Origin of the sequence: Flavobacterium endophyticum, from assembly GCF_003634455.1 — a bacterium.
Lineage (GTDB): Bacteria > Bacteroidota > Bacteroidia > Flavobacteriales > Flavobacteriaceae > Flavobacterium > Flavobacterium endophyticum.
Genome location: NZ_RBLC01000002.1, coordinates 50,412 through 69,356, shown reverse-complemented (window position 1 = coordinate 69,356; position 18,945 = coordinate 50,412). Strand labels below are relative to the sequence as shown.

The following is an 18,945-nucleotide window of genomic DNA, read 5'->3' as shown; positions in this document are numbered from 1 at the left end:
AAACGGTTTTTTTTTTATTGTAGCATGATTATTATTTCAAATGCAAGAAGAAATAATTAGCAATTTTTTGGTTCAGATGAATTCTATCCTTGCCGCTAACGTTATGCTCGTGAGTAGGATATAGGAAGTAATCAACTTGTTTTCCTTCCTTGATACAAGCTTGGATAAACTCCATACTGTTTTGCTGAACGACAACCGGATCTTGCGCTCCATGAATCATCAACAGATGGCCTTTTAATTGTTTTGCCTTGTTGATTACGCTTGTTTTTTCATAACCTTCTGGATTTTCCTGCGGCATGTCCATATACCTTTCGCCGTACATGATTTCGTAATATTTCCAGTCGCAAACCGGACCACCAGCAACACCAACTTTGAAAACATCGCTATGGTTTAGCATCAATGAAGTAGTCATGAATCCTCCAAAACTCCAGCCATAGACACCGATTTTATCTTGATCTACGAAACTTTTTGATTTTAAGAATTCAATTCCCTTCATTTGATCCGCCATTTCGTTCTGTCCTAGATTTCTGTGGATTACATGCTCGAAGTCTTTTCCTCTAGCATCGCTTCCTCTGTTATCTACCGTGAAAACCACGAATTCATTTTGCGCCATAAAGAAATCAAATAAAGTAGCGCCTCCAAGCCATTCGTTTTGTACCAATTGTGCATGAGGACCGCCATATACATATACCATTACTGGGTATTTTTTATTCGCATCAAAATTTGCAGGATAAATCAAGCGTCCGTTCAAAGGTGTTTTGCCATCAGCAGCAGTTATCGTTACCAATTCCATCTTTGGAAGATTTGTTTTTCCTAAGTAAGGATTAGAAGCTTTGATAAGATTTGTAGATTTTTTAGCCTTCAAGTTTACGATCGACACTTCGTTTGGTGTATCGACATTGGAATATTGGTCAAACAATAACGTTCCGTCACTGCTGATACTTCCTGAGTGCATTCCTGAAGCAGTGGTCAATTGAGTCGTTTTTCCTGATTTTAAATCGACTTTAAAAAACTGCCTGTCTAAGCCTTTATTTGTAGTTCCGATATAAAATACATTTTTACCTTCCTTGTCAAAATCCAAAAGGGTAGTGACTACAACATCATTATAACCTAGTTTTTTGACTAATTTTCCATCGGTGTTATAAAGATACAACTGCTCAAAGCCGTCTTTTTCACTACGGTATAAAAACTCGGTATTCGAATTAGGCAAGAAAGTCAGGTCGTGCAATGGTTCTACATAGGTCGGAGCTTTCTCTTCAAACAACGTTTTTACCAAGGCACCAGTAGAAGCATCATATTTGTTCAGCTTCAAATGATTCTGTTCTCTGTTCAATACTCCGATATAAATAAACTTTCCGCTCGGTTCCCAAGTAATGCTAGTCAAGAATTGTTCTTTAGGCTCGCCCGTCTGCAAAGTCAGTGATTTTTTAGTGTTTACATCATAAACCACTAAGGTTACTTCCTCGCTTTTCATGCCTGCCATCGGGTATTTGATGTTCTTGTTGGTGGCAATTCTCGCTCCGAAATCTGTCAGCGGATAATCTGCAACCATAGTTTCATCTTTTCTGTAATAAGCCAATTTATCACTTTTTGGGCTCCACCACATTCCTTTATTGATTCCAAATTCTTGTCTGTGCGTGTAATCGCTTCCGTTTACGATTCCTGCATTTTCGTCAGAAGTTACAGTAATCGTTTGTCCGGAATTAGAAGTAATTTTGATATTATTATTGTCTAGCCAAGCTGTATATTTTCCGTCAGAAGAAATAGTTTGGTTTCTGCCTTCAGAAGAAAAAGCAGTGCCGTTTTTCACTTCTTTTTTATCAACATCAAATTGGATAAGGTATTTCGAATTCTTTCCGTCAACTTCAAATTCTAAAGTGTTTTTGTCAATCCAAGAATAGGAATACGGAAACATTCTTAACTGAAATTCATCGGAAGCAAATTTGCCTTTTAAAGCATTTTGTAATTCGGTTTTTGTCAATAGCGTCGTTTCGGCCCAATTGCCTTCCTCGCTTTTTGAAACCAGTTTTGAATACGAATTATCGAGATACGTTATTGCCTTGGTATCTTTTCTCCATTGCGGAGAAACAAGATTTTCAACAGCAAAATTACGGTACTGTCCAAAAGTAGCTTCCTCGATAGTCAGGTTTTTCTGCCCGAAAGCCGTCATCCCAACCAAAAGGAAAGCTGATAAAAAAGATATTTTTCTCATGTTGTAAAAATTAAAGTCGCTAATTTACTCAAAATACTAGTCGTGCAAATGAAAGATTGTTACAAATATTCCTTAAAAAAAAAATATTCTCAATGTTTTCAATATGTATTGAAAAATCCGTGAAATCGACACAGTCCGCGTCAAAAAAAATGCCTTATTGATTCCAAAGCGAAATCAAAAAGGCATTTTTATAAATATTTTATATCGTAAGCTATTCGGCTAAAACCATAGATTGGTCTAATATCCCTAATTCTAGCATACAGGCTTTCATCATAGAATACGTTCTCTCGATATCATTGTCCAAACCGATAGAAAAACGAATCAAGCCATCCGTAAGTCCCATTGCAGCCTGTTCTTCCAAAGGAATTTCGCTCGAAGTAGAAGTACCCGGAGCACTAAACAACGTCTTGTAAAACCCTAAGCTTACGGCAAGATAGCCTAGGTTTCGCTGTTGCATCAATTCCATCAGCTCGTTTGCTTTGTCTAACGTACCAACGTCAATTGTCATCATACCGCCAAAACCATATTCAGGATTAATCATGCCTTTGTATAGCTCGTGGCTCGGATGACTTTTCAATCCAGGATAAACCGTTTTCAATCCGTCTTTTTCAAATTTTTCTGCCAAATATTGTGCATTATGGCTATGCTGTTTCATTCGGATGTGCAGCGTTCTTAAGTTTTTCATCACGCTCGCTGAACGAAGGCTGTCCATTGTGGGGCCTAAAAGCATGCTTGCACCGTTATTTACATTTTTCAGGTCGTTGATAAATTCTTGTGAAGCACAAACTACGCCGCCAACCGTATCGCTGCTGCCGTTGATGTATTTTGTCAAGCTGTGGATTACGATATTAGCACCCAATTTTGCAGGAGCAACAGACAGAGGAGAAAAAGTATTATCAACTACTAATTTGATATTGTGCTTTTTGGCAATCTTGGCTAATCCAGCAATATCAGCTACTTCAAGCAACGGATTGCTGACCGTCTCGCAGTATAGTACTTTAGTTTCCGGAGTAATTGAGGCTTCGATAATATCTAACTTAGTGATATCCACGAAAGTGGTTCTGATACCAAATTTAGGTGTAAAGTTTTTTAAGAAAGCATAAGTTCCGCCATATATCGTTCGGCTTGAAACAATATGGTCGCCATGGCTGCACAATTGCAAAAGTGTAGGCGTTATTGCGCCCATTCCAGAAGCTGCAACGTTCGCAGATTCTGTTCCTTCCATGGCAGCTAAAGCCTTGTCAAGGTACAGATTGCTAGGCGAGGAGTGGCGAGAATACAAATAACAACCTTCTGCATTGCCTTCAAAAGTATCGAACATTGTCTTTGCCGATAAAAAAGTGTAGGTTGATGAATCAGAAATAGAAGGATTTACGCCCCCAAATTCCCCAAAATACTGCAAGTCCTGAATATTATCTGCTGGATTAAAATTTTTCATGAATATATTTTTTGTAGTTATGATTGCTTTTAAATAATTAGACAAAAAAACAGTTATGTAAATAATTAATCAACCATATGGAATATATTTAGAAGATTAAACTATAAATACTACTTTTGGTAATTATATAAACTATTCAGGTCTGGAATAATTCAGTCCTGCCGAAAATTTATCCAAATGACTTTAGATGCAATCGACAAAAAACTTTTAAAGCTACTACAAGAAGATTCTAAACGCACGACCAAAGAACTTTCTTTAAAATTAGATTTGTCCGTTACCGCAGTCTACGAGCGCATAAAAAAGCTTGAAAGGGAAAAAATTATTGAAAAATATGTCGTTCTTTTAGACAGGAATAAAATCCAAAAAGGCTTTGTGGTTTTCTGTCACCTCAAGCTGATGCAGCACACTAAAGAATTTATTTCACAGTTTGAAAAAGAAGTTATAAAGCTGACAGAAGTCTTAGAATGCTTTCATGTGAGCGGCGATTACGATTATATTCTAAAAATCTGCGTAGAAAATATGGAAGAATATCGAGAATTTATGGTCACAAAACTTACGACGCTGCAACATATCGGAAGCACCCACAGTACCTTCATGATTGGTGAAGTAAAAAACACTACTGCTTTCGTATTATAAGTTTATTTTTAACGTAACTTGCTTATTGTTAAATATTTATTTTTATAATTTTTTTGTTAAATTTTTGAAATAACATTAATAATATTGAATCTCTTGTGTATAATTTCTTATATTTGATGTTATTAACTTAACCGAAATATTGTTATGAAAACAAACATTTTAAACATCGCAGGAGTAGAAGTACTCTCAAAAGAAAATTTAAAAGCAATCAAAGGTCAAGGACCGGTAGATCTTTCGTTATGCGGTTGCTCATGTAGCGGCTCTGTAACAGGGCCTAAGTATTGCGTATATTATATTGCTTGTCCGCAAGTTTATACTTGTGACCAATCAGCGATATAATTAGCACAAAAAATTAAAGAGCTGCTCAAGAGAAATCTTGGGCAGTTTTTTTATGTTGTCCTTTCAAAGAAACACAGCGATCAGTGATTTGAAAGCAGAAGCAGTATTTTAAACAAACTTTAAATGCCAAAGGACTTCCTAAACAAAAAAACTTCCTTAATTTTGTGACACAAATTTTAAAAACACAAAAAATAGATATCATGAGTTCATTTGACGTAGTCGTTATTGGTTCAGGACCTGGTGGATATGTTGCTGCGATCCGTGCTGCACAATTAGGTTTCAACACCGCAATCATTGAGAAATACAGCACTTTAGGAGGAACTTGCTTGAACGTTGGATGTATCCCGTCAAAAGCACTGCTTGATTCTTCGCACCATTACCACGATGCTATTTCGCATTTCAAAGAACATGGAATCGAAATCACAGGAGAAGTAAAATTCAGCATTGAGCAGATGATTGCCCGCAAAGGAAATGTAGTAGACCAAAACGTTTCTGGTATCAAATACTTGATGGACAAAAATAAAATCACTGTTTTTGAAGGAGTAGGTTCTTTTGAAGACGCGACCCACATCAACGTTGCAAAAAAAGATGGATCTTCTGAGACGCTTGAGGCAAAATATACGATTATTGCAACAGGTTCTAAGCCATCATCTTTGCCTTTTATCAAAATTGACAAAGAAAAAATCATTACTTCTACAGAAGCCTTGAACTTAAAAGAAGTGCCGAAACACCTTATTGTTATTGGCGGTGGCGTGATCGGACTTGAATTAGGACAGGTGTATCTTCGCTTGGGAGCGCAAGTTTCTGTAGTAGAATATCTAGACAGAATCATTCCTGGAATGGATGCTGGCCTTTCTAAAGAATTGACAAAAGTCTTGAAAAAACAAGGCATGAAATTCTATACATCACACAAAGTGAAATCCGTAGAAAGAAATGGCGAAGGCGTTCAAGTGCAAGCTGAAAATGCTAAAGGTGAAACAATCACTCTTGACGGAGATTACTCTTTAGTTTCTGTAGGCCGTCGTCCGTATACCGATGGATTGAATGCTGACAAAGCAGGCGTAAAAATTACAGAAAGAGGACAAATTGAAGTAAACGACCATTTGCAGACATCAGTTCCAAATATCTACGCTATCGGCGACGTGATTAAAGGTGCTATGCTAGCGCACAAGGCAGAAGAAGAAGGGGTATTTGTAGCGGAAACTATCGCAGGACAAAAACCTCATATCGATTATAACCTGATTCCTGGCGTTGTTTATACTTGGCCGGAAGTTGCTGCTGTAGGAAAAACAGAAGAGCAGTTAAAAGAAGCAGGAGTAGAGTACAAAGCAGGAAGCTTTCCTTTCAAAGCCCTTGGGCGTTCTCGCGCCAGCGGTGATACAGATGGTTTCGTGAAAATTCTTGCTGATGCAAAAACAGATGAGGTGCTTGGCATCCACATGATTGGAGCCAGAACTGCCGATTTGATTGCTGAAGCTGTAACTGCGATGGAATTTAAAGCTTCCGCTGAAGACATTGCAAGAATGAGTCATGCGCATCCAACCTATGCTGAAGCTGTAAAAGAAGCCGCGCTTGCTGCAACCGACAACAGATCAATTCACATGTAATAGTTTAAAAACTGAATAAAAAGACCCGTTTCCAAAAGAAGCGGGTTTTTATTTGTCGCTAAAAAATAAAAAACTTAATCGTAATTTTGCTCTTCAAATCAAAGCTCTTGAGAACATCGATAAAAATAACGCTAGAAAATCCATCCGAATTTAAAATACAGCTCTTGCTCTGGTCGCAGCAATTTCGTGAAGCCATTTTTCTAGATAGCAATAATTACGATCAAAAATATAGCTTGTTCGATGCTGTTCTGGCCGTCGATGCTTTTACGTCTGTCAAAACCGACGAACATAATGCCTTCGAAGATCTGAAGCAATATCAGCAGATTACAAAAGACTGGCTTTTTGGCTATCTTTCTTACGATTTGAAAAACGATACAGAGGAACTAAAATCAAGCAATTATGACGGACTGCATTTTCCGGATGTATTTTTTTTCCAGCCCAAAAAGCTTTTTCTTCTAAAAGAGGATCAGCTTGAAATCCAATATTTGAATATGTGTGATGATGAGGTAGAGGAAGATTTGGAAGATATCAGAAATCAGAAATCAGAAATCAGTCAAAAATCAGATATCAAAATCCAGCAGCGAATTTCCAAAGAAAGCTATCTTGAAAAAGTTTCAACCATGTTGGAACACATCCACAGAGGTGATATTTACGAAGCGAATTTCTGCATAGAATTTTTTGCTGAAAATGTATCCTTAAACCCAATCGAAACCTTCACGCGCCTGAATGCAATTTCAGAGCCGCCGTTTGCTGTATTTTTTAAGAATAACAAGCAATTTCTTTTGTCTGCATCACCAGAAAGATATTTGCGGAAAGAAAACGACAAGATTATTTCCCAGCCTATCAAAGGAACTGCAAAAAGGCACGCAGACGTTCAAGAAGATGAAAGCATAAAGCAAGAATTGTTGGCTAACGAAAAAGAGCGTTCTGAAAACATCATGATTGTTGATCTTGTGCGAAATGATTTGTCGCGAACCGCCTCAAAAGGCTCTGTTGAGGTCGAAGAGTTGTGTGGGGCCTATACTTTCAAGCAAGTACATCATTTGATTTCAACGGTTGTTTCGACTGTAGAGAGCGATAAATCTCCTATAGAAATTATCAAGACCACTTTTCCGATGGGAAGCATGACTGGAGCGCCGAAAATTTCTGCTATGAAGATTATTGAAGAGTTGGAAGAAACAAAACGCGGCCTTTACAGCGGTGCGGTAGGTTATTTTACGCCAGACAATAATTTCGATTTTAATGTGGTCATCCGAAGTATTTTATACAATGAAGAAATTAATTATGTCTCGTTTTCTGTAGGTAGCGCTATAACCTCGCTATCCGTTCCTGAAAAAGAATACGAAGAATGTTTGCTGAAAGCCAAAGCCATGCGGGAAGTATTAGAAACATAACATTGTACTGACAGCCTTTGTATCTGTTAGGTATTAATTTTTCCTTTTCCTATCTTTGAAAATGCTTTTGAAATTTCAGAAATATCTTGCCGAAAACCTTCCTTTCTTAAGAGAAAAAAAACTGCTATTGGCTCTCAGTGGAGGCATTGACAGCATGGTTTTAGCGCACTTGCTGAAGCAGTCTGGTTATACGGTTTGGCTGGCTCATTGCAATTTTCAGTTGAGAGGAAAAGAAAGCGACGAAGATGAAGAGTTTATCAGAAATTTTGCTTCTGAAAATAACTTTAAATTATTTGTAACTACTTTTGATACAAATAGTTTTGCTAAAGATAATAAACTATCCATTCAAGTAGCGGCACGTCAGTTACGATACATTTGGTTTCATCAATTACTTCAAGAAAACAACTTAGATTATGTGTTGACGGCGCATCATTTAGATGATAATTTAGAAACTTTCCTGATTAATTTTTCCCGTGGCACTGGCTTGGAAGGCTTGACCGGAATTCCTGTTCAGAACGATAAAATTGTTCGCCCACTTTTAACTTTCAGTCGTGAGGAAATTCAAGATTTTGCTGCTGAAAATAAGATCCAATGGCGCGAAGACAGCAGCAATTCATCGGATAAATACTTACGAAATAAATTACGCCATGATGTGGTTCCGATATTAAAAAGCCTCAACCCTGCTTTTTTAGATTCTTTCCAAGACACTTTAAGCCATCTGCAACAAGTAAAATCGTTGGCAGAAGACGCTTCCGTTTTAATTTATAAGCAAGTCGTTTCCGAAAAAGAAAACCAAAAACATTTCAATATTGCAGAATTGAAGAGGCTTCCCAACTATCAAGCCTATTTGTTCGAATGGCTCAGGCCTTTCGGTTTCAAAGCTTGGCAAGACATTTATGAATTGGTTGATGCTCAGTCTGGAAAAGTGATCGTATCAGAAAATTATAGATTGCTGAAAGACCGTGAGTACCTTATTTTAGAGCCTATTTCAGAAAAAGACTCAGCCATTTATGAAATTTCTGAAGACGAAATAAAATTTCCGATACATCTGAAAATCTCTGCCGCAGATCAAATTCAAAAACAATCCGATACCGCTACGATTTACGTAGATAAAGAAACGTTAAAGTTCCCCTTGCATATTCGAAAATGGCGTGAAGGTGATTATTTTTGCCCAGCAGGAATTGACGGCAAGAAGAAAGTCAGCAAGTATTTTAAGGACGAGAAAATGTCTTTGAGCGAAAAAGAAAGTACTTGGCTTCTGATTTCAGACGATAAGGTTGTCTGGATTATTGGAAAACGTTCAGACCGAAGATTTTATGTAAACAACACAACTCAAGAAATATTAAAAATAGAAACCTTAAAATGAAAAAAATAAGCCTCCTACTGTTCTTTTTCTTCGCTTTTATTTCTTCTAACGCTCAAATTTTAGATCCTGTAAAATGGACTTCAAAAATAGAGAAGACCTCCGATACAGAATATCTTTTGACTTTTAATGGAATCATTGAACCAGAATGGCATATGTATTCGCAGTTTACGCCAGAAGGTGGTGTCAATCCGCTAGAAGTGCTGATGAATAACGGAGAAGGTAATTTTGAGCCTATTGGAAAAGCTACAGAAAGCAAGACTAGAACAGAATTTAATGAGGTTTTTGAGATAGACGAAACGTTTTTTGAAAATATTGTTCAGCTACAGCAAAAAATAAAAATCAATAATAAAGAAAATAACCTGATTCAGATTGAATTGTCGTATCAGGTCTGCAAAAAAGTCTGCATTCAGCAGAACAAGTATTTCGAGTTTGATCTAAAAAATCTTGCAGCTCAAGAAGTAATGACTTTTTCCGAACCTGTAGTAACCAAAACGGAAAAGAAAACAGAACAAACTGTAGCTCAGACACCAGCAAAAGAAGCTGAAAAAGGATTGCTTTCGATCTTTTTAATTGCCTTTTTCTCAGGCTTTGCAGCGTTATTGACACCATGCGTTTTTCCAATGATCCCAATGACGGTAAGCTTTTTTACAAAACAAAGCAAGACCAAAGCGCAAGGAATCAGAAATGCTATCTTGTACGGTATTTCCATTATCCTGATTTATGTAATCTTGGGTTCGCTGGTTACGGCAATCTTTGGTGCTGATGCACTTAATGCCTTGTCGACGAACGTATGGTTCAATATCATTTTCTTTATCCTTTTGATCTTTTTTGCATCGTCTTTCTTAGGTGCTTTTGAAATAGTCTTGCCGAATTCTTGGGCGAATAAAGTTGACCGACAGGCAGACAGAGGAGGATTCATCGGAATCTTTTTCATGGCCTTGGCTTTAGCAATAGTTTCTTTCTCTTGTACAGGTCCCATCGTTGGTTCACTTTTAGTGGAAGCTGCCTCAAAAGGCGGTATTGCACCGATTGTCGGAATGGTTGGTTTCTCATTGGCTTTAGCGTTGCCATTTATGCTTTTTGCCTTATTCCCAGGATGGATGAATTCATTACCAAAATCAGGTGGATGGTTGAATACGGTTAAAGTTTCTTTAGGGTTCCTAGAATTGGCTTTTGCCTTTAAATTCCTTTCTAAAGCAGATTTGGTTATGCAGACACATTTGCTAGAAAGAGAAGTGTTCTTGGCTATTTGGATTGCTGTTTTTGGAGCCTGGGCGCTTTATTTATTTGGAAAAATAACACTGCCGCATGATAGTCCGCTTTCGCATATTTCGGTCGGAAGGTTTTCACTAGGACTTTTGGTATTATCTTTTACGATATATTTGATTCCGGGGCTTTGGGGAGCGCCATTAAAAATTATCAGTGGTTTCCCGCCTTCAATTACCTATAGTGAGTCGCCTTATGGAGTTGGTAATTCAAAAGGAGGAGGAGCTTCTTCTGGAGAAGAATTGCCCGAAGGTGCAAAATTAGCCGTTCATGATATTGTTGCTTTTACGGATTATGACCAAGGAGTTGCTTATGCCAAAAAAGTCAATAAGCCTATTTTACTCGATTTTACAGGATTTGGCTGTGAGAACTGCCGTAAGATGGAAGACTTTGTATGGTCGGACGCCAAGATACAATCCATACTTAAAAACGATGTAGTGCTGATCTCTTTATACGTGGATGAAAAGCAAGAACTACCTGAAAGCGATAAATACGTTTCTAAGGAAACAGGCAGAAAAATAAAGACCAAAGGAAACAAATGGAGCGATTTCCAGATTACAAGATATAAAGCGAATGCTCAGCCTTATTATATTATCCTTGATTCTGAAGGGAAAGACTTGAATGAGCCTGTAGGCTATACGCCCGATATTACAGAGTACGAATCTTGGTTGAAATCAGGAATTTCAAAACATACTAAATAATAAAAAAAGCCTCAAATTTTGAGGCTTTTTTTATTTTCCTAACTGACTTATCAATTTTCTTGCTGCAATCTGCACCGGATCCCAGACAGGTGAGAAGGGCGGAGCATACGACAGATCTAGATCAATAATGTTTCTCAAGGTAAGCCTGTTTGTCAAGGCAGTCGCTAAAACATCAATTCTTTTAGCAGCACCTTCTTCGCCTACAATCTGGCCTCCTAAGAGCCTTCCTGTTTTTTTGTCAGCGATTAACTTTACAGTGATGTCTTTTGCATCAGGATAATAATGTGCCCTGGTTTTGGATTGTATAGTTGTAGTGACATACTCAATATTTAATTTTTGTAGTTCCTTTTCTAGCAGTCCGGTTCTCGCTACTTCGTAAGAGCATATTTTGCACACTGCTGTGCCTACTACGCCCGGAAATACGGCTTTACCACCTGCAATATTCTTTCCGGCAATTACGCCAGTTTTGTTGGCCACTGTTCCTAATGACACATAAAATGGTTTTTTGCTCACGAGATGGAACGTTTCCGCACAATCACCAGCAGACCAAATGTTTCGGATATTTGTTCGCTGTGTTCTTGCGACTTTAACGGCGCCTTTTTCGGATAGTGCAATTTTAGAGTTTTTCAGAAAAGCGGTATTTGGGCTAGTGCCCATTCCTAAAATAACCAAATCAGCTTTAAGCGTTCGCTTATTGGTTACTACGGCAGAAATTCTATCCTTTTCGGTTTCGAAATGCTTCAATTCTTCGTTTGAATAGATTGTTACGCCTAGGTTTTTCATGGCTTTGTGGATTAGCGTTCCCATATCAGGATCTAATGTATTCATGATCTCTTCCGAACGATTGACCAAGGATACTTTCAGTCCTCTTATGAGCAGTGCTTCTGCCATTTCTAAACCGATATAGCCACCGCCGACAATCACTGCATTTTTGGGATTGAAATCTTTTATATAGCTGTCGATTTTTATACCGCTTCGCAATGTTGATACACCAAAGATCCCGTTAGCATCTCTATTTGCGACATCAGGACAGTATGCTTTTCCGCCAGTAGCAATCAAGAGTTTATCATAATTTTCCCAGAACTGTGTTTTTTCTGTGCTGTTTTTTACTAAAACCCTGTTGTTGGAAGTATCTACCTCAAGTACTTCGTGTAAGATACGCGCATCTATATTGTATTTTTTTTTGAATTGCTCCGGACTTCTGACAATAAGTTTTTCAGAAGAGCTGATTTTTCCCGAAATAAAATAAGGAATTCCGCAAGCCGAATAGGAGGTATACTCTGATTTTTCAAAGACAATGATCTCTATTTCTTTATTTTCTCTCCGTACTTTGGACGCAGCACTCATTCCCGCCGCATCACCTCCAATAATTACCAGTTTTTGTTTCTTCATAGTTTTAAAAAAAATCAGCCAAGATATTTAAATATAAACATTTTGGCTGAGATATGGAAAATGGGGAGGTATTACTTTTTAAGAAAAATCCTAAATTCAGTTCCTAAGCCCAATTCTGAATCGAGTTCTATTTTTCCATTTAATTTTTGGACCATCTTTTGTACGGTTGAAAGTCCGATACCAGTGCCTTTTGTGGCAAAGCGATCTGTTTTTCCTAACGTCTCAAAAATGTTGAAGATTTTGTCGTAATTATCCTTCTCAATTCCGCAGCCATTATCTTTAATAGAGATGGCATAATAATCTTCTGTTTCGGAGAAATTAATATAAATGATTCCCTTTGGCTTGTCATTGTACTTTATGCTGTTACTGATCAGATTGTAAAAAATCTGACCCAAAGCCATCTTATTTGACTGTATCTTATGGTTCTTTTCGGGCAATATGAATTCGAATTCATTTTTGGTATCCAATATGTCGATAAGGTACTGCATAAAATCGTTCAGCCTTATGTTCTCGTTGGTGATTACCTGCTCATTATCATATTTATAATATTCCAAAATCGCATCGACCAGTTTTTTTAGCTCTTCAGACGACTTATAAATATAATCTAGCATCTGTATTCCTTCGTCATCTAATCGATCATGATTGGTTTCCTGAAGCATTTTGGCGAGCATCATGATATTGTTCAAGGGAGATTTTATATCATGTGAAACGATAGAGGCAAATTGTTCCAAATCCTTGTATTTCGAAAGCAGCATATTGTGGTTTTCCATCAATTGGAAATTCTTCTTTCGCAATTCTAAAAGATTAATGACTTGATTTGCCAGCTTTTCTAGAGCCAAGAGCTGAAAATTATCCAAGCTTCTAGGGTGATTGTCAATCACACAGAGCGATCCTAAAGCATAGCCATTCGGATCTACCAAAGGAACTCCTACATAACAGCGTATGTTCGGAAATCCAGTCACCAGCGGACTATCATAAAAGCGATCGTCATCTAAAGAATCAGGAATAATAAGCATCTCTTTAGGATTGTTTAGCGTGTGGGCGCAAAAAGAGGTTTCTCGAGCTCCTTCAGAAAATTCAAGGCCTATTTTTGACTTGAACCACTGGCGATCCTTGTCGACAAGAGTAATGGTTGAAATCGGAGTCTGGCAAATTTCAGAAGCAAGCTTGACGATATCGTCAAAATCCTTTTCAGGAGCGCTGTCTAATATTTTATACGCTAAGAGGGCATCGAGACGCTCCTTTTCATTGTGTGGTATTTGAGGAGAAATCATTGGAAGCAAATAATAAGGGTGTTCTACTTATACGAAAAAAATGAGTTAATGGTTTTCTGTTTTTAATTAAAAAGATAAAAATATTTCATTTATGCTTCTATTCCACATTTATTACTGAGTTTAACAGAATTAGATTTTATTTTTTTCAATGCTGAAACAAGAAAATTAGTATTTTAGCGTATATAATTTATAAGCCATGTTAGTAAAAGTATACGGAAGCGCCGTTTTTGGCGTTGAAGCCACAACCATTACCATTGAAGTAAATATAGACAAAGGCATAGGCTACCACTTGGTAGGATTGCCCGATAATGCCATCAAAGAAAGCAGCTACCGAATAGCTGCGGCATTAAAAAATAACGGCTACCAGCTGCCGGGAAAGAAAATCACGATTAACATGGCGCCAGCCGATTTGCGAAAAGAAGGTTCTGCCTATGATCTTACATTGGCAATAGGTATTCTTGTGGCTTCAGGACAGATTCAGTCTGATGATGTGGATAAGTATATTATCATGGGCGAACTCTCGCTAGACGGAAGTCTGCAGCCGATTCGCGGAGCTTTGCCAATTGCCATTAAGGCTAAAGAGGAAGGTTTTAAAGGATTTTTTCTTCCGAAACAAAACTTAAAGGAAGCTGCTATTGTTTCAGAGCTTGAAGTGTATGGCGTCGAAAATGTTCAAGAAGTTATCGACTTCTTTGAAGGCAAGAGTACTATGGAGCCTGCTGTTTTTGATACACGAGAAGAATTTTATAAGACATTGGATTTTCCAGATTTTGATTTTAGTGATGTAAAAGGGCAGGAGTCTATCAAGCGTTGTATGGAAATTGCTGCAGCAGGAGGACATAATATTATACTCATAGGTCCGCCTGGAGCTGGCAAGACGATGCTAGCCAAGCGACTGCCCAGCATTTTACCTCCCATGACATTGCGTGAAGCTTTAGAAACTACAAAAATACACAGCGTAGCTGGAAAAGTAAAAGACGCAGGGTTGATGAACCAAAGGCCGTTTCGCAGTCCCCATCATACGATTTCAAATGTAGCACTCGTAGGCGGCGGAAGTTACCCGCAGCCGGGAGAAATCTCAATGGCGCATAATGGTGTCTTGTTTTTGGATGAGTTGCCTGAGTTTAAACGAGAAGTACTGGAAGTCATGCGGCAGCCGTTGGAAGATCGAGAAGTTACTATTTCAAGGGCGAAATTTACGGTTACTTATCCAGCATCATTTATGCTGGTTGCTAGTATGAATCCTAGTCCGAGTGGATTTTTTAACAATCCAAGTGCCTCTATGACTTCATCTCCAAATGAAATGAACCGCTATATGAGCAAGATTTCAGGACCTTTGTTAGATCGGATTGATATTCATATTGAAGTAACTCCCGTGCCGTTTGACAAGCTTTCAGAAGAAAGAAAAATGGAGAACAGTGCCAGCATCCGAGAAAGAGTGATCAAGGCAAGAGAAATCCAGGCCCTTAGGTTTTTAGAGTACGGCCAGGTGAATTACAATGCGCAGATGACTTCCAGGCATATTCGAGAATTTTGTGTGCTAGAAGAAAAGTCAAAGCAATTGCTAAGGTCGGCAATGGAAAGACTGAATCTTTCAGCCAGAGCTTATGACCGGATTTTAAAGGTAGCCCGTACTATAGCTGACTTAGAAAATGCTGCAGATATAGATTCAAATCATATTGCAGAGGCTATTTAGTATCGAAGTTTGGATAGAGAGGGGTGGCTTGGATAAAACATTAAAGCCTATTGTACATAGGCTTTAATGTTGATTTAAAACTTTTATTGCTTAGATAGGGTATACAAAACCCTATCTAAGTTTTATAAATGAAAAAATCTAAAGTGATTTTACAAATTTATTTGAATATATGATTTGGCCATTATCTTCAATCATCACTACATAAATACCATTTGCCAAATTGCCAACATAGATTTGAGAATCTTCAGTATCTATTTGTTTAGTGCTTATTATTCTTCCTTGAAAATCTATAAGTTTAAATGTTGCATTCTTAATTGTAAGATTGTTAATGTTTATATAGTCAACTAAAGGGTTTGGATAAACATTAATATTTTTAGGATTATTAGCTTTAAGTCGGCTACCAAAAGGAATGAGTGGAGTGTATGGAGTAAATTTCCATTTTTGACGTGGCTCATTATCAATTTTAGGTAAGGCCAATAAATAACTATTTGTTTCATCAGAACGATGTAAATAAGCCCTTGTATAGGCATTGTTTATTTTGTAGCCTAGGCCGTCTTCAACAATTTTCCATTCTTGGAATGTCGAAGATGATTCGTCTGATAGTTGTACATATCTTCCTTTACAGTTAACAGATTGAAGATCAATTGAGTTTTGAAGAAATTTTCCAGTGCTGTTATTTTTTATTTTGTAATGTCCTGTACCTAATTTGATTACTTCCCAAACTTGATTGTCGGCAAAAGAAGTACTTCCAATAGCTAAAGAATTGGCATACGGAAGGCTAGGATTTTTTTGCAGGTACAAATTTGTATCTAAATTGCTAATAGTATATAAGCCAGAATCTAGAGAATTAGAAAAATTATTAGCTTCTTGAAAGGTAATATTGTAGGCAAAGTCATTTGTATTGATCATATTGACTCCATTAATATTATAGTCTGAAAGGTCTTCTATTAAAGTTCCGTTGACTTTAAAGTTTTCGAAATGTACTCCATTGACGTATCTATCGCAACTTAATCCTTTTATTGAAGAAGGCTTTTCCCCGTAACCATTATAACTCAAATTTTCAAAACGTATATTTTCAACTCTTTTACCATCTGTCATAGCCGCTCCAACACCTCCGCTTTCAACATTTACAGATAATAATCTTCCATTTGAAAAATCTTCCACTCTAATGTCTTTAAATAAAAAATTACTGCATTTATTGCCATCTGAACAGTTGATTGAGATGGCGCCCAAGAAATCTCCCGCATTTTCGCGAACGGTCCCATCAGGATTAATCCAAATCTCATCATGTTCTAAGATATCTATATTATTAAAAAACAAATTGTAAATATCTAGGCCTTCTATGCCATTCCTTTCTTCATTGCCATGCCAGCCTATTTCTATTGGATGCGCCTTATCAGCATATAAACTAGTATTCTGCACATTTATATTTAATGCGGGTCTGTTAAGATAAGTTTCATTCCAACTTGGCGGAGTATATCTAGAAGCATATATAGAAATGCAATCGTCTGAAGTTCTCAGAAAACAATCATTAATATCAACATTCATACACCCTTTCATGTGAATACCATCTCCCCATCTAGCTCTTGAAAATACTTTTACATTATTAATAGTAACATAGTTATTATCGCCTAAAAACATATTTACATCTTGAGAGTCATTGAGTGTCACACCATCGACAAGGACATTATTACATCTGAAAAAGGTTATTGGCCTTATATAGTCATAATTGCTAAAAACTTCATCGTATTGTTTTCTGTGATTGGTTAAGTCGATGATACCTCTACCATATATTTTTACATTGCTGACATCTTCGGCTATCACTCCGCCTTTTAAGACACCGCCTCCTTCTATGTATATTTCGTCGTTGGCTAGCAATTTTATTCTTGATTTATAATTTGAATAATCTTCGGAAACGGGTCTTACGATTAAAACAGCTCCAGACCTTATATGGATTTTTTTATTTATATTATTCAGGTTTAAGTCATAGATATGCTCTCCAGCCTCATAAGTATATACTTCAGATCCTGAAGATGCTGTAGGAGCTGTATAATTTGAAATTCCGTTAGCAAAAAGATGTAAGCCACTATATCTATTTCCACCAGGTTCAATCGAAAATTTACCCGGATTTGTTAAAGTAAAAATGATTTTATTATCCTCAATAATTGGTATAATATTTCTTGATAAAGGTCTTATTAGTATGCTAGCACCATTAAGGTCAGGCAGAGTATTGAAGGTAATTTCAATTGTTACCGAACCACTGAAATCAAAATTTACAAATGAAGACCTTTCGCTTTTGGTCAAAGTTCCATGGGTATTATTTACAAAAGTGCTATAGACAAATAAATCTTTCCAAGTAGATGAACCTGTTTCTTTAACTCTGACGGAATACTTAGTATTTCTGCCTACCAAATAGTTTGCAGGTGTTATTCCTGTCAAACCCGTTAAAGGAGCAAGCAATGGAGGATTGTTTTCTACTAATGTATCCGGAGGGCTTGCATAGGTAATTAATTGATTTTGTGAAAACACATTAAGTGTTATAAAATTCATTAGCAATAAGAAATAAATAATTTTTTTCATGTTGGTTGAGGGATTGGGATTAATTTATTTAAAAAGAGGATTCCATTTGAATCCTCTTCCTTTATTCTATTTCTGCAAAAGTATCACCTTGTTTTATATCACCGGTTTTAAAACCTTTATTAAACCAGTACATTCGCTGCTCTGATGTTCCATGCGTAAAAGAATCGGGAACAACTTGGCCTTGCATTTTCTTTTGAATGGCATCATCGCCTACAGCATTTGCGGCGCTTAGGGCTTCTTCAATATCGCCTGGTTCTAAGATTTGGTTCATTTCTTCGTTGTAGTGTGTCCATACGCCAGCATAAAAATCAGCTTGGAGCTCTAAAGCTACAGAAAGTTTGTTGGCTTCGGCTTCACTAAGACCCTGTTGCATTTGTCTCATTTTTGCAGAAGTCCCTAAAAGCGTCTGTACGTGGTGTCCAATTTCATGGGCGACCACATAAGCTACAGCAAAATCACCGCCTTTGGCGCCAAACTTCGATTTTAACTCTTCAAAAAACGACATGTCCATATATACTTTTTGATCGCCTGGACAATAGAACGGGCCAGAAGCTGAGCTGGCTCCGCCGCAGGCCGTCTGAACTTGTCCACTAAATAAAACTAATTTAGGCGCTTTATAGGTCCATCCGTTTTCTTTGAAGATTTTAGTCCAGACATCTTCATTGTCAACTAGAAGGGCATTTACAAATTCTCCTTCTTCTTTCTCTTTGGCAGTCAATTCCCTGGACTCTGTAGAAGCGGATTGACCTTGTTGCAATTGTTCTAAAATGGGAGCAATATTTTGGGCATTTTCACCACCAAAAATATTTACTAATAATATAATAATACCAATAATCCCGCCTCCGGCGACTACTTTGCCGGTTGAGCCTAAGCCTCTACGGTCTTCCATATTATCACTCTGACGTCTACCTTGCCATTTCATAATTGTTCGTTTTTATACAAATTAAATACTTTTTAAGATAAAATTATTCATAAAAACGAAAATTAATCAGAAAAGACCAAATATTTAAAATTCATAAAAGAAGCAAAGAAGGCAATGTTTTT

12 protein-coding genes are annotated in these 18,945 nt (G+C 37.2%); 6 read left to right on the top strand and 6 right to left on the bottom strand.

Annotated elements, in window-relative coordinates; translation table 11 throughout:
• Positions 1-31: 31 nt before the first annotated feature.
• Positions 32-2,212 carry a S9 family peptidase gene (locus tag CLV94_RS09895; RefSeq protein ID WP_121376334.1) on the bottom strand — a complete coding sequence of 727 codons (2,181 nt, stop codon included), beginning with the start codon at positions 2,210-2,212 and terminating at the stop codon, positions 32-34.
• A 211-nt stretch (positions 2,213-2,423) separates the two neighbouring features.
• Positions 2,424-3,650 (bottom strand): aminotransferase class I/II-fold pyridoxal phosphate-dependent enzyme, encoded by a 1,227-nt coding sequence (locus tag CLV94_RS09890; protein ID WP_121376333.1) that lies wholly within the window; start codon positions 3,648-3,650, stop codon positions 2,424-2,426.
• Positions 3,651-3,827: 177 nt separating this feature from the next.
• Between CLV94_RS09890 and CLV94_RS09885 the strand changes: the two genes are divergently transcribed.
• From CLV94_RS09885 to CLV94_RS09860, 5 genes are all read left to right on the top strand, one after another.
• Positions 3,828-4,286 (top strand): Lrp/AsnC family transcriptional regulator, encoded by a 459-nt coding sequence (locus tag CLV94_RS09885; RefSeq protein WP_121376332.1) that lies wholly within the window; start codon positions 3,828-3,830, stop codon positions 4,284-4,286.
• 539 nt (positions 4,287-4,825) lie between these two features.
• The gene (lpdA, locus tag CLV94_RS09875; protein ID WP_121376330.1) at positions 4,826-6,232 is read left to right on the top strand and encodes a dihydrolipoyl dehydrogenase; all 1,407 of its coding nucleotides are present in this window, start codon (positions 4,826-4,828) and stop codon (positions 6,230-6,232) included.
• 107 nt (positions 6,233-6,339) lie between these two features.
• On the top strand, positions 6,340-7,626 hold the full coding sequence (locus CLV94_RS09870; protein WP_121376329.1) for an anthranilate synthase component I family protein: 1,287 nt from the start codon (positions 6,340-6,342) through the stop codon (positions 7,624-7,626).
• Between the two features lie 61 nt (positions 7,627-7,687).
• Positions 7,688-8,992, top strand: a complete 1,305-nt coding sequence (tilS, locus tag CLV94_RS09865) for a tRNA lysidine(34) synthetase TilS (protein ID WP_121376328.1) — start codon at positions 7,688-7,690, stop codon at positions 8,990-8,992.
• Positions 8,989-10,959: a protein-disulfide reductase DsbD family protein gene (locus CLV94_RS09860; protein WP_121376327.1), complete on the top strand. Its 1,971-nt coding sequence runs from the start codon at positions 8,989-8,991 to the stop codon at positions 10,957-10,959. The genes tilS and CLV94_RS09860 overlap by 4 nt, the downstream gene beginning before the upstream one ends.
• Before the next feature lie 30 nt (positions 10,960-10,989).
• Here CLV94_RS09860 and CLV94_RS09855 read toward each other — a convergent pair whose 3' ends face one another.
• Together CLV94_RS09855 and CLV94_RS09850 are read right to left on the bottom strand one after the other, a co-directional pair.
• Positions 10,990-12,351 carry a CoA-disulfide reductase gene (locus CLV94_RS09855; protein ID WP_121376326.1) on the bottom strand — a complete coding sequence of 454 codons (1,362 nt, stop codon included), beginning with the start codon at positions 12,349-12,351 and terminating at the stop codon, positions 10,990-10,992.
• Positions 12,352-12,422: 71 nt separating this feature from the next.
• Positions 12,423-13,625: a sensor histidine kinase gene (locus CLV94_RS09850; RefSeq protein ID WP_121376325.1), complete on the bottom strand. Its 1,203-nt coding sequence runs from the start codon at positions 13,623-13,625 to the stop codon at positions 12,423-12,425.
• A 196-nt stretch (positions 13,626-13,821) separates the two neighbouring features.
• Between CLV94_RS09850 and CLV94_RS09845 the strand changes: the two genes are divergently transcribed.
• Positions 13,822-15,321 carry a YifB family Mg chelatase-like AAA ATPase gene (locus CLV94_RS09845; RefSeq protein WP_121376324.1) on the top strand — a complete coding sequence of 500 codons (1,500 nt, stop codon included), beginning with the start codon at positions 13,822-13,824 and terminating at the stop codon, positions 15,319-15,321.
• A 138-nt stretch (positions 15,322-15,459) separates the two neighbouring features.
• Here the strand turns inward: CLV94_RS09845 and CLV94_RS09840 are convergent, their stop codons facing one another.
• Positions 15,460-17,901 carry an RICIN domain-containing protein gene (locus CLV94_RS09840; RefSeq protein ID WP_121376323.1) on the bottom strand — a complete coding sequence of 814 codons (2,442 nt, stop codon included), beginning with the start codon at positions 17,899-17,901 and terminating at the stop codon, positions 15,460-15,462.
• Between the two features lie 61 nt (positions 17,902-17,962).
• Positions 17,963-18,823 (bottom strand): KPN_02809 family neutral zinc metallopeptidase, encoded by an 861-nt coding sequence (gene ypfJ, locus CLV94_RS09835; protein ID WP_121376322.1) that lies wholly within the window; start codon positions 18,821-18,823, stop codon positions 17,963-17,965.
• Between the last annotated feature and the right edge of the window lie 122 nt (positions 18,824-18,945).